Here is a 12,310-nt window from a genome sequence, read left to right on the forward strand (position 1 = left end):
GATTTTAGTGATTCTGATAAAACCTATGGCGCCGGATTTGGCTGTAGATTTTGAAGTTGATCGATTTCGCCTAACAATTCATCTGAAAGATCTACTTCAATACTACTGATATTCTCTTTGAGTTGGTCCATGGTAGTAGCGCCAATAATATTACTGGTCAAAAAGGGTCTTTGATTTACAAAAGCCAAACTTAATTTTGCAAGACTTAAGCCATTTTTTTTAGCCAGTTCCGAATATGATTCTGTTGATGCAATTGCCTGTGGATTGCTGTATCTTGCATATTGAGGAAATAGCTTTAATCGGGAGTTTTCAGGGATCTTTCCATGAAGGTATTTTCCTGATAATACGCCAAATGCCAGAGGAGAATAGGCCAATAATCCAATGTCTTCTCTCATAGCCACTTCGGCCAGATTTATCTCAAAAGTTCTGTTGAGCAAAGAGTATGGATTTTGAATGGTTTTACACCGGGATAACTGATTGTTGTTGCTTTCCGCCACATGGCGCATAAGTCCCCAGGAAGATTCATTGGACACTCCATAATGCCTGATTTTGCCTTGTTTTACCAGCCCATCAAGTGTTTCGATAACCTCCTTAAAATTATCTGTCCATTTTTCGTTTGGGTTATGAGTATAGTTTCGCTGTCCAAAGAAATTGACGTTTCTTTCTGGCCAGTGCAATTGATATAAATCAACATAATCAGTTTGAAGTCTGGCTAAACTTGCATTAATAGCCTCATGGATCGCTTCTTTTGAGAATCCCAGGTTAGGTCGGATATAATTAAAGTAAGGCATAGGTCCGGTTACTTTCGTAGCAACGACAACCTCATCTCTGTTTTGATCTTTTAACCAGGTACCTATGAGGCGTTCAGAACTTCCCTGTGTTTCTTTTCTACCGGGAATCGAATACATTTCTGCACAATCTAAAAAATTAACGCCTTTTTCTTTGGCGAAATTAAGTTGTTCATGTGCTTCTGACTCGGTGTTTTGTTGTCCAAAGGTCATGGTGCCCAGACAAATTTTACTAACTTTTATATCGGTTTGGGGAATATTTGTGTATTTCATAAAATGTGAGAATCTATAAATTTTATTAGCAGTGGCTTAAGAAAAAAGGTCTAAAATCTGAAACAGATTTTAGACCTTTAAATTTATGAATTTAAATTGATTTATCTTAATCTAAGATAGCCTGTATTCCAGGCAAGGTTTTACCCTCCAGCATTTCAAGCATGGCACCTCCACCGGTAGACACATAACTTACCTTATTGGCAAATCCAAATTGTTTAACTGCTGCTACTGAATCGCCACCTCCAACAAGTGAGAAAGCACCGTCAGCTGTTGCATCGGCTACAGCATTACCCAATTCAATGGTTCCTTTTGAGAAAGCTTTCATTTCAAAAACACCAACTGGGCCATTCCAAAGAATGGTTTTTGATTGAGCAATTACAAAAGAGAATCCAATATTCGTTTTAGGTCCGGCATCCAAACCTTCCCATCCTTCAGGAATATGATAAATATCTACCACCTGAGTATTTGCATCATTGCTAAAATCATCAGCAGCAACTACATCAACAGGCAAATGAACCTTTACACCTTTTTCCTCAGCTTGTTTCAATATGCTTAAGGCCAAGTCCATTTTATCATCCTCGCAGATAGAATTTCCTACCTCACCGCCTTGCGCTTTGATAAAAGTAAAACTCATCCCTCCTCCAATGATCAAATGATCAACTTTGTCAAGGATGTTTTCAATGACGGTAATTTTAGAAGAAACCTTCGAACCTCCTAATATCGCAGTTACAGGTTTTTCGCTGGAACCCAATACTTTTTCTAAGCTCTCAATTTCCTTTGCAAGCAAGAGTCCGAAACACTTTCTGTCTGGAAAGAACTCAGCAATAATAGCTGTTGACGCATGCGCTCTGTGAGCAGTCCCAAATGCGTCATTTACATAGATATCCCCATTTTTACTTAGTTTTTCAGCAAACGTTTTATCCCCGGCTTTTTCCTCTGGATAAAATCTTAGATTTTCAAGAATTAGTACTTCACCATTCTGAAGATTGGCTACAGCTTCTTCTACTTCCTCACCAATACAATCATTGACAAATTTTACCTGTACACCAATAATGTCACTTACTTTATCAACAATATTCTTAAGAGAGAATTTTTCTTCAACTCCTTTTGGCCTTCCAAGGTGAGACATTAAAACGGCACTACCTCCGTCTTCCAGAACTTTAAGTATGGTAGGCTTTGCCGCTTCGATTCTGGTTACATCGGTTACTTGTAAAGCATCGTCAAGAGGTACGTTAAAATCTACTCTTATGAGTGCTTTTTTATTTTCAAAATTAAAATCGTTAATTGTTTTCATCTCTTTAATTCAATGGTTTATTACAGGTACTTAAACAAATTTGAAATACAAGAACCTGTTAATTCTTAATGATCCCTAAAAGCATTGAAAATTCAATTTTCAAAAGGGATGACAAATATACTAAAAAGAAGTGCTTTTTGACCTCGGATAATGCAATAATTGAGGTCTTTTTTTAGCTATTTAGAAATTAATTTCAGTTTTTACTAAAATCGCATCATTTGGAATAAAGGGCTTTGGCATCTGCCATGATTCGCGCTCCTTGAGATCTGGTAAAATTCCTTTAATTAGAGGGTTTGATAAAAGGTCAAAAGAATATTCCAGCATTACTAAGGATGGATCATCATCAGATTTCAAAAGAAATTCAACAAGTAGTTCTTCGTTTTTTTCAGTGAAATAATACTGGAAAAGACGCTTCTCTTCTTTCAGTTGTAATGGATCTTCTACTACAATTTTATCGTTTACCTTTAATTGTTGAAGTTCTATATCCTGTTGGTTAAAAAGTTCCATTCTATGAACAGTTCTCTTGGGAGTAATACTAATTGTCAGGGATCTAAAAGAACCGATCAATGTATCTCTTCGTATTGAACATACTGTTGTATCCAATGCTAGGATAGCTGCCTCCTGATGCATTTTGGCATTTTCAATAAACCATAAGCTGGCCTTATCGATTTCGATCCCTCCATTTTTAGGTTCGGCACCTAAATATTGTGAAGTAAAAATATCCGGCTGTCTGTCATAACTGAGCCAATAGGCTTTATTTTCTTCATTCAAAAAGGCATAAGAAATACTGTTTGGTTTTTTCTGATCTTCATTGAAATCGGAGGTAAACCATGCTGATCCAAAGGATAAAATACTGATAAGGAGGAAAACTTTGTTCAGATTTTTTAATCCTTGTATAGAAAACAATACCGGAATAAAACTAGTCAGTATCAGAATGCTGAATACTGCTGCAATAACAATCATTTTCGTCCCCAATGCAATCGGAAAGAGTTCCACAAATGGCGTAAATACAGGAATAATAGGAAGCAATATAATGGTGGCCGGGATTATTGGATGTGGCTTTGTTCCTTGATAAAGAAGAATAAATAAGATCCCCAGTAATGAGAGAATGGGGGCAAGAACGAAAAATGCACCTCCAGGTAAATAGATTAAAAGAACTATATTCAGTAAAAGCCATAGAAAAATAGGCGCCATACTAAAGCTTAGTATCTTTTCTTTCACATTAAATTTTAAATAAACAAAAATGGTGAGCCATAAACTGAGTGCCACAAATGCTGTTATGTAGAAGTTGCCGTTGTAGGTAAACCCTTGCAGAATTTCCTGGTAGTCAGGATGGATTTTTAAAATTAATTTCCATCCAAAAATTGAAATCAGGCTAATGGAAACCAATGAAATTAACAACGGAACAAACCCTAGAAAAACCTGTTTCGGCTTCATTTGATTTCTGCGAATTCCAAGAAATAGTACGAGTAAAAAAAGGATAAATGCTCCGATAAGTATTGGTAGGCTCCACAGAAAAGGATAGGAAACTAGGCCAAGAAATGGGAAATTGAAATAAGCCCAATCATCTTCAGCATAAACAGTGTTTAAATCTGCCTGAGCGAGGTGAGCTAATAAGGAGCTTAAATAAGAGCCCTGGTGTTTAAGGGAATCTGGGTTTAATCGTACATAGGTGTCTTGTGCTGTATGGTAGTCAAAATGATCGTTGATAAAAGCAAAATTAAAGCCATTGATATCTAAAGCTCTTCTTAAAATTGTAAGATCCATGTCATTCGGCATGGTTTTATAAATGCTGTACATGAATGAATTTGCAACTGGATGACTGGGGTTCGCATCCTTAAATTGTTTTAAAAGGCCACTATTACCTTGGTTTGTTTCCATCAGCATAATGCCGGGTCCTCCACTTCCACGGGCCTCAAAATTGAGGCCAACTGCGACCTCATTCGCCCAAGGATGGTTGTCTACAAATGCCTGAGCCCCCAAAAGTCCAATCTCTTCGGCGTCTGTTATCAGAATGATGATGTCATTTTTTGGTTGAATGCCTTTCGAAAGAAAGGCCCTTAGTCCCTCTAATAAGGTGGCAACGCCGCTTCCTGCATCACTTGCTCCAAAAGAAGCGTGCACGGCAGAATCATAGTGACTCATAAGTAATAAAGCCCTGCCTGGTTCGCTGCCTTTAATTTTTGCGTAAATATTCTGAACCCGGCAGCCTCTTCTTAGATCATTTCTAAACGCTAGCTCATGTTGAATTTTAGCTGTTAGCCCCAGTGCGGTGAGTTCGGAGACGATATAGTTTTTTACCTCTTCATGGGCATCACTGCCAATAAAATGTGGTTTCTGAGAAATGGCTTTTACATGCCGCATTGCCCTGGCGGTTGAGAATTCTGTCTCCTTGAGAACAGAACTTTCAATGACAGAGGGCATTAAGGTCTTAAAACTATAGATACTCGTGAGCAAGATCAGTACGATCACAAAGACAGATACCGAGGAGTTTTGATTTTTCATTTGGGCAGTTTGGACCCTTAAAAGTAATCAAAACTTACTTGAAAAAAATACATTATTGTTTTCCCGGAGTTCCACCTTTCAAATAAGTATCTAAAAAAAGTTAGAATTTGACCCTAGCCATTAATCTCATTTTCTTGAGATAGTGGCCACGGTTAGAAATGGGAGCAGAAAAATAGTTTCTTTTTGATAGAGGTTTTGTTCAACGCTATGTGTTTTATTGTAAACACGAATTAAAAAAAAGGAAATTTTAAGAGACCAATCTCGATTCTATACTCTTAGTCTTTTATAATATTTAATTCGTTCCATTCTAAGTTGATATCATTGAAAACCTGTTCTCCCATGTCTTCATCTTCATCAAAACGATGTTCCTCAGAGATAGGCGTGGCTATCGAATCGAGCTGATTTATAAAAAACACCTGTCCTATGTTGATATCAGAATTTTCATTCGGATCAAAGGTGTGCTTTTTGGTCAGTTTTACATTGGCATCCCAGCGAAACAATTGAGGATACCATTTATCCTTGTATTTTTGATAGTTGATGACCGTGTTAAATGTTGGATTCTGGATTTTCAAACCAATAACGAATAGAATTGGTTTGACAATAAAAGGAATACTAAACTTTCCTTTTTGTTCTATGGAGACAATGGCATAATCCTCGGTATTGATTAGTATTTTTCCAGCATCTTTTTTATGATCAATGGTGCGTTTGGCCTTGAAATTTATAGTAACCAGTCTTTCACCATTCAGAGAGGTTTCTTCTCCAAAACTATATTCATATTTTTTAAAATGCTTTGGATTCAGGTAATTATCTCTTTCATTATTGATGTCCAGATCAATCACAGATTCCGGTCCTCCCAAATCCATATCGATTTCACTGTCGTATTCATCTTCGTCAAATTCTTCTCCCTTTTTTATAGCCTTCTTTTTTCTTTTTTCCTGCTTTTCCTCAAACCACTCTCTCATAAATTGAAATTGCTGAGGGTTTTCTTCCGGTTTGTACAATAGTAGCTGGTGTTGGTTTTTCGCAGAATCACTGGCTTTTGAATAATAGGTTTTAAAAACGCCCTCTTCTTTGTTGATGACAGCTCCATTCTCAATAAATTTTTCCCGGTAATATGCAATCGATTGATACTCATTTTGCGGATAATTTTGCGGTAAACGCTCAAGGGCTTTTCTAATATAATCTAACGGATCTTTTTCGGTTAAGATTACCTCATCTAAGACGTTGCTGCTTGGAGTTAAAACAATCTCAAGGGTCCGGTTTATGTTCGCAAGAGGTACTTCATAACTATTGAATCCGATAAAACTGATGGTCAAGGTGTCGTTTCGTTTTGATTTTGGAATATAAAAATCAAAGTCACCATTTTCATTGCTGATGGTACCAATAGGGTGGTTTTTCAATCTGATAGAGGCAAAGGGCAGTGGTTCTTTATCTTCGCCATTGATTATTTGCCCCGTAATTACACTAGTATCCTGGGCATGGCCCACACGAATCAGAGATGTTAGAATTAGTAAAAAGAATACGTATGATTTCAGTTGCATGGGACCAATTTTATCATTCGACGAGCGAGTCAGCAGATTGTTACAGACAAGAGCATGGATTCGATAGAGAAATCTTTGTTTTCAGGTCTTTTTGATTAAAAGAAAATAATCATTATCCAATGCCAGGTAGCCCTGATCATAGACATAATAATATACATTGCCCGTTTTTGTTGTATAAATGGAAGTGAACAATGAAAAATCAAAATTATGACTGTTGAGTGTGTTTCTAACCACTTTAGTTTTTCCGCTTTTGTTCAGTTCACTTAGAATTTTGTAGTTTTTTTTCAGCCGATTGTTTGTATTTCTTATCAGATTTTTACTTTCAACATTTACTTTGTTATTATACGAGTTACGGCAATAATCAGTACAAAACTTTTTATCGCTTCTTCCATGGATTTTTTCACCACATTCTAAACATTGTTTTTGATTCATTTGGTTTTATTTAAGGTAGGGAAGTATAATGTCCGTGAATACAGAGCCACTTTCCATTTTCTTTTACAAATATTCGAGTTGATTTACCACGGGTGGCAAATGCTTCTCCATTAGTTATTCCATGATCTTTCCAATAGTAAACTATCCATGCCACATCATTTTTAACAGTAATTCTGGGGTCCTCCATTTCAGTGTGAATATTCTCTGAGTTTTGGATCCATGAATTGATGCCCTTAATCTCTGCTTCTTTACCGATTCTCATGATGGAATCAGTTTCACCGAATTGCGTGAAATCAGGATGGACATATGCAGCATATTTTTCAATATCTCCCTGCTCTATGGCGGACCACATATCAATAAGTGTTTTTTTTACCATTTGCTTTTCGGTCTCATTAGAAGGGTTTTGATCAACTCGACAACTCGAGAAAAGAGTTACGAAAATTGTCATCAACACTATTTTTAGGATCTTATTTCTATTCATATCGAAGTTTATTAAAAAGCAATTCCACGCGGCAATACCATCCTGAATATAATCAGTAAAAGCATGAAAATCAGTACGGTTATCCAGGATAAATTTCCAATTTGATCACTTGAAGAAAGGCGGACATTTTTTACCGTAACGGCATTCCTCCAAGGGTAAATAAAAATCATACCGCTCATAATTGGGTAGATAATGCTCACGATGTTAATCACAGGAAGGTATAAAAAGGTAATAATGACCGATCCAATAATATAAGGCAGCATGATCATGATAAATGAAAATTTAGGAGCATTTTGTTCAGGTTGTATCCATTGTTTTTTATAGGAGAATTCTAAAAAGGGCCTTGTCATTCGATTGGCGACTACAAGAAGACCCAGCGCAGCAAGGAGAGAAAATGAAATTTGCAGAAACATGGAGGTTCCATGCAAGGCATACATTTTACCAATATCCCCGGCAGTAAACAAAGGTCCGGTCATTACATATCCTAAAAAATTATTAAAACCTAAAATAGAGGCCCATAAAACAAATAGCTGCGCCAGTCCTCTTTTCTTTGTTTTAAAAAACCACCCCCCCATAAAGAATCCTTGGATAAGGCTAATTAACGGCCCTGCCAAAGCGATTCCGGTTTGTTGTGAAAATGATAGGTTTTCTGGACTAAGATGCGACACGTAATTATGATACATCACCGGATGACTATTGGAAAGCCACCCTGTAAAGGCATGTGCAAATTCATGAATAATAGTAGTAAACATAAATGCCAACACATAACAAAGTGAAGAATGAATGATAATTGTCGTTCTTTCAGTCATAAATCAATGGGGCTTTTTATTTTCCGCCTGTTGAGAAGGTAGCATAAATGTAATCATTATTATTCGATTGCAAACGACTACATTCATTTACATACGAAAGTAAATGTTTAACAGCACAACCTTTCCATAATCTCGTCACAAATTTGCAGAAGCGAATCAGGAAAGTTTCGCAAATGTATAATCGCCTGTATCATAAAGGCATAAAATTTAAAAGATGAATAAATTGAGAAACAGAGTACAATTGATCGGACATTTAGGAATGAACCCAGAAGTTAAAACCACAGATTCAGGGCACAAACTTGCAAAATTTTCATTGGCTACCAATGAGAGTTTTACAAACTCTAATGGAGAAAAAGTAGATGAAACAGAATGGCATAATGTGATTGCCTGGAATAAAACCGCTGAACTAATAGAATCGTATCTTGAAAAAGGAAGGGAGGTTGCATTAGAAGGCAAGCTGTCAACCCGCTCATGGGAGGATGAAAAAGGTGTGAAGCGATTTGTGACCGAAATAGTCTGCAATGAAATTCTTTTTTTGGGCAAGAAGGCTTAGTGAATAATCTTCGATAATTCTTATTTTTAGAAAGTATTAGACAAAATATAATACTCCTGGAATTATGAAAACATTTCAAAAGGAATTTAGTTTACAAGCACAGGCTCGAGGCTATCATTTGATCACTGATGCCATATTGAGTCAAGTGAAAGAGGTGAAAGAAATTAATATTGGATGGATGCACGTATTTATTAAACATACTTCTGCAAGCCTTACAATTAATGAAGATGCGGATCCTTCGGTTCGGCTGGATTTTGAAAGTCATATAAACAAAATGGTTCCTGAAAATGCTCCTTACTATGTACATACCTATGAAGGTGCTGATGATATGCCGGCACATATCAAAGCATCTTTATTGGGAGCTTCGGTTCAAATTCCAATAACAAAGGGTACATTGAATCTTGGTACCTGGCAAGGTATTTATCTATGTGAACACAGAAACTATGGAGGGCCTAGAAATGTGGTGGTTACTTTAATAGGATCCTAATAAAAAAAGAGCCGTTTATTTGTGGTTTTTAGAAATCAATTTCGCGTTAATTCTGGATTTTCCCGGATGAATAGCGAGATCATGTTCTGCTAGTTGCAGGTTAATTTCTTTTGTGAGATCTGTTAAGGCATTATGATCGATGAGTTCTTTTTTAAACCTGCTTAAAGTACTATGTCCCGGTACATTCTCCTCAAGGCTTAATCCGCAAAACCGAAGAGCTGAAATACTGTCGTATACCATAGCTTCCGTTTGAGTATCAGAAATTTGATACCATTCAGAGATCAAATGCATTTTAAATAATAACACGGGAGAATACGCTTTAGCACCTCTCTCTGTTAATCCTTTGGTATAAATCTTTTTAAGTTTTGTGGTTATGGGCTTCCAATTGATTAGCTCATTTATTTGAGAAAAGAATTCATTTTTCTTACTGTGTTTGTCCACAAAAGGAGCGACAAAACTTCGTTGAGGATCATTGATGTTCTTATAACTTTTCACATTTCTAAGTTACGAAGTAATGACTTGATTTGCAAGATTATGAGCTCTTATTCTTGAGAAATAAGCAAGGGTTTGAGGAAGTTTTATAATAGAGATGAAACAGAGTTAACCATGGAGGAGAATACGCTCATGCCTTAGACTATTCATAATTGAAAATCATGCTTGTTTTGATCGTATTAATATTGCTAAATTAGCCTAAAATAAATCCGAACCATGAGAGTTACTACTGTTTTTAAAATTATGCTGTCTGTATTGTTTGTATTGGTTTACACAAATGAAGTCAAGGCACAGAAGAAAAATAAGAAAAAAAATAAAAGTGTTGAGGAGTCTGTTCAATATGAAGCAGCTCTTTATGAAGGTCTGGAATACAGACTCATTGGGCCATTTCGAGGTGGTAGGTCAGCAGCAGTGACAGGTGTCCCTGGTGAGCCAAACCTGTTTTACTTTGGAGCTACCGGGGGTGGTATTTGGAAAACAATTGATGGCGGTCGAATCTGGTCAAATATTTCAGATGGTTATTTTGGGGGAAGTATTGGCGCCATTGCCGTAGCGGAATCGGATAAAAATATCATTTACGTAGGAGGAGGAGAAAAAACGGTCAGAGGAAATGTATCATCTGGCTATGGTGTATGGAAAAGTATGGATGCCGGAAAAACATGGCAGTCAGTGGGCTTGGAAAATTCGCGACATATCTCGAGAATTACCATACATCCAAGCGATCATAATACAGTGTATGCAGCGGTGATGGGAAATATCTATAAGCCTACGGAAGAAAGAGGTGTTTATAAAACAACTGACGGAGGAAAGTCATGGAAAAAAATCCTGTATGCCAATGAACAATCTGGAGCAGTAGATTTGAAAATGGATCCAAATAATCCAAGAATTCTATACGCCTCGACCTGGAGGGTTCAAAGAACTCCTTATAGCCTCAGTAGCGGGGGTGAAGGTTCAGCACTATGGAAAAGTAATGATAGTGGTGAAAATTGGTCGGAAATTTCTAAAAACAAAGGCTTTCCTACTGATACTTTAGGAATTATTGGAGTGACGGTTTCACCAAAAAATTCTGAAAAGGTTTGGGCCATGGTTGAGAACAAGGAAAAAGGTGGTTTATATCGCAGTGAAGACGCTGGAGAAACTTGGGACAGGGTGAATGAAGAGCGGAAATTAAGACAAAGAGCCTGGTACTATACAAGGCTTTATGCAGATACTGAAGATGAAGATGGATTGTATGTTTTGAATGTCCGTTATCACAAATCCAGTGATGGTGGTAAAACATTTACGACCCATAATGCGCCTCATGGCGATCATCACGACCTTTGGATAGATCCACAGAATTCAAAAAGGATGATTATAGGTGATGACGGAGGGGCACAGGTAACCTACGACGGTGGTGATACCTGGTCAACCTATCACAATCAGCCAACTTCTCAATTTTACCGGGTCACAACTGATAATAGTTTCCCTTATCGTATATATGCAGCACAACAGGATAATTCTACCATCCGGATTAAGCACAGAAGCAGTTCTTCAAATATTCATGAGGATGATTGGGAAAGCACAGCAGGAGGTGAATCTGCACATATCGCTGTAGATCCACTTGATAATGATATTGTTTACGGTGGCAGTTATGATGGTTTTTTAACCAGGAAAAACCATAAGACAGGAACAGTAAGAGCAATAAACGTATGGCCTGATAATCCAATGGGGCATGGTGCTGAAGGAATGAAATACAGGTTTCAATGGAATTTTCCGATTATTTTCAGCAAGCATAATCCAAAGAGATTATATACGTTTTCGAATCATGTGCACGTATCAGAAAATGAAGGTCAGAGCTGGCAAATTCTAAGTGAGGATTTAACCAGGAATGACCCTGAAAAACTGGTGTCAAGTGGAGGTCCGATTACTCAGGATAATACGAGTGTAGAATATTACTGCACGATATTTGCTGCCAATGAAAGTCCTTTAAAAGAAGGTTTATTATGGATTGGAACAGATGATGGCCTGGTTCATCTTACAAAAGATGGAGGTAATAGTTGGGAAAACATTACACCGTCAGGATTGCCGGAATGGACAATGATCAATAGTGTAGAACCTTCAAATTTTCATGAAGGGACCTGCTATATAGCCGGAACACGATATAAACTAGGAGATTTTAATCCCTATTTATTTAAAACAGCAGACTATGGGAAAACCTGGGTAGAAATAACAAACGGGATTGACAAGGAGCATTTTACCAGGGTCATTAGAGAGGATCCTGCGCAACAAGGACTGCTGTATGCCGGTACAGAAACAGGCATGTACGTATCGTTCAATGATGGAGGGTCCTGGCAAAAATTTCAATTAAACCTGCCAATAGTCCCAATCACCGATCTTGTTATTAAAGACAAGAGTCTGATTGTAGCAACGCAGGGAAGAAGTCTTTGGATGCTGGATGATTTGGGCTTGTTACATCAATTAGAGACGGCAAATAATGCAGGGAAAGACTTTTTGTATAAGCCAAAAGATACATACCGAACCAAGGGAAGAGGAGGGAAGGAATCCAACACCTCGGGGACCAATTTAGAAAATGGTGTGATCACCTATTTCAATTTAGATCAATATGAAGAAAAGAAAGACAGTGTATACCTGAGTTATTTGACTTTAACGGGAGAT

At 37.3% G+C, this 12,310-nt stretch carries 11 protein-coding genes; 3 read left to right on the forward strand and 8 right to left on the reverse strand.

Features of this window, described 5'->3' with window-relative positions:
• Positions 1–23: 23 nt before the first annotated feature.
• From ACR2MV_RS11165 to ACR2MV_RS11195, 7 genes are all read right to left on the reverse strand, one after another.
• Positions 24–1,061: an aldo/keto reductase gene (locus ACR2MV_RS11165; protein ID WP_434021996.1), complete on the reverse strand. Its 1,038-nt coding sequence runs from the start codon at positions 1,059–1,061 to the stop codon at positions 24–26.
• 106 nt (positions 1,062–1,167) lie between these two features.
• Entirely contained in the window at positions 1,168–2,355 is a 1,188-nt protein-coding gene (locus ACR2MV_RS11170) for a phosphoglycerate kinase (RefSeq protein ID WP_434021997.1), read from the reverse strand.
• Positions 2,356–2,535: 180 nt separating this feature from the next.
• On the reverse strand, positions 2,536–4,860 hold the full coding sequence (locus tag ACR2MV_RS11175; RefSeq protein ID WP_434021998.1) for a M20/M25/M40 family metallo-hydrolase: 2,325 nt from the start codon (positions 4,858–4,860) through the stop codon (positions 2,536–2,538).
• Positions 4,861–5,135: 275 nt separating this feature from the next.
• The gene (locus ACR2MV_RS11180; protein ID WP_434021999.1) at positions 5,136–6,401 is read right to left on the reverse strand and encodes a carboxypeptidase-like regulatory domain-containing protein; all 1,266 of its coding nucleotides are present in this window, start codon (positions 6,399–6,401) and stop codon (positions 5,136–5,138) included.
• Positions 6,402–6,482: 81 nt separating this feature from the next.
• Entirely contained in the window at positions 6,483–6,833 is a 351-nt protein-coding gene (locus ACR2MV_RS11185; RefSeq protein ID WP_434022000.1) for a hypothetical protein, read from the reverse strand.
• Positions 6,834–6,843: 10 nt separating this feature from the next.
• The gene (locus ACR2MV_RS11190) at positions 6,844–7,314 is read right to left on the reverse strand and encodes a YybH family protein (protein WP_434022001.1); all 471 of its coding nucleotides are present in this window, start codon (positions 7,312–7,314) and stop codon (positions 6,844–6,846) included.
• Positions 7,315–7,325: 11 nt separating this feature from the next.
• On the reverse strand, positions 7,326–8,123 hold the full coding sequence (locus tag ACR2MV_RS11195) for a hypothetical protein (protein WP_434022002.1): 798 nt from the start codon (positions 8,121–8,123) through the stop codon (positions 7,326–7,328).
• A gap of 214 nt (positions 8,124–8,337) precedes the next feature.
• Here ACR2MV_RS11195 and ACR2MV_RS11200 point away from each other — a divergent pair, with 214 nt between their 5' ends.
• Both ACR2MV_RS11200 and ACR2MV_RS11205 read left to right on the forward strand, forming a co-directional pair.
• Complete coding sequence (locus tag ACR2MV_RS11200) at positions 8,338–8,676, forward strand: single-stranded DNA-binding protein (protein ID WP_434022003.1); 339 nt, start codon at positions 8,338–8,340, stop codon at positions 8,674–8,676.
• A 64-nt stretch (positions 8,677–8,740) separates the two neighbouring features.
• Entirely contained in the window at positions 8,741–9,163 is a 423-nt protein-coding gene (locus ACR2MV_RS11205; RefSeq protein WP_434022004.1) for a secondary thiamine-phosphate synthase enzyme YjbQ, read from the forward strand.
• A gap of 15 nt (positions 9,164–9,178) precedes the next feature.
• Here ACR2MV_RS11205 and ACR2MV_RS11210 read toward each other — a convergent pair whose 3' ends face one another.
• Complete coding sequence (locus tag ACR2MV_RS11210) at positions 9,179–9,658, reverse strand: transposase (RefSeq protein WP_434022005.1); 480 nt, start codon at positions 9,656–9,658, stop codon at positions 9,179–9,181.
• 240 nt (positions 9,659–9,898) lie between these two features.
• Here ACR2MV_RS11210 and ACR2MV_RS11215 point away from each other — a divergent pair.
• The coding region (locus ACR2MV_RS11215) for a WD40/YVTN/BNR-like repeat-containing protein (protein ID WP_434022006.1) at positions 9,899–12,310 on the forward strand (2,412 nt) is incomplete at its 3' end.

Origin of the sequence: Lutimonas sp. (assembly GCF_051011215.1) — a bacterium.
GTDB lineage: Bacteria > Bacteroidota > Bacteroidia > Flavobacteriales > Flavobacteriaceae > Lutimonas.

Excerpts from the sequence above, each read along its gene's own strand:
- ACR2MV_RS11190 (WP_434022001.1), bottom strand. The coding sequence starts at position 7,314 with ATGAATAGAAATAAGATCCTAAAAATAGTGTTGATGACAATTTTCGTA.
- ACR2MV_RS11175 (WP_434021998.1), bottom strand. The coding sequence starts at position 4,860 with ATGAAAAATCAAAACTCCTCGGTATCTGTCTTTGTGATCGTACTGATC.
- ACR2MV_RS11205 (WP_434022004.1), top strand. The coding sequence starts at position 8,741 with ATGAAAACATTTCAAAAGGAATTTAGTTTACAAGCACAGGCTCGAGGC.
- ACR2MV_RS11185 (WP_434022000.1), bottom strand. The coding sequence starts at position 6,833 with ATGAATCAAAAACAATGTTTAGAATGTGGTGAAAAAATCCATGGAAGA.
- ACR2MV_RS11180 (WP_434021999.1), bottom strand. The coding sequence starts at position 6,401 with ATGCAACTGAAATCATACGTATTCTTTTTACTAATTCTAACATCTCTG.
- ACR2MV_RS11200 (WP_434022003.1), top strand. The coding sequence starts at position 8,338 with ATGAATAAATTGAGAAACAGAGTACAATTGATCGGACATTTAGGAATG.
- ACR2MV_RS11195 (WP_434022002.1), bottom strand. The coding sequence starts at position 8,123 with ATGACTGAAAGAACGACAATTATCATTCATTCTTCACTTTGTTATGTG.
- ACR2MV_RS11170 (WP_434021997.1), bottom strand. The coding sequence starts at position 2,355 with ATGAAAACAATTAACGATTTTAATTTTGAAAATAAAAAAGCACTCATA.
- ACR2MV_RS11165 (WP_434021996.1), bottom strand. The coding sequence starts at position 1,061 with ATGAAATACACAAATATTCCCCAAACCGATATAAAAGTTAGTAAAATT.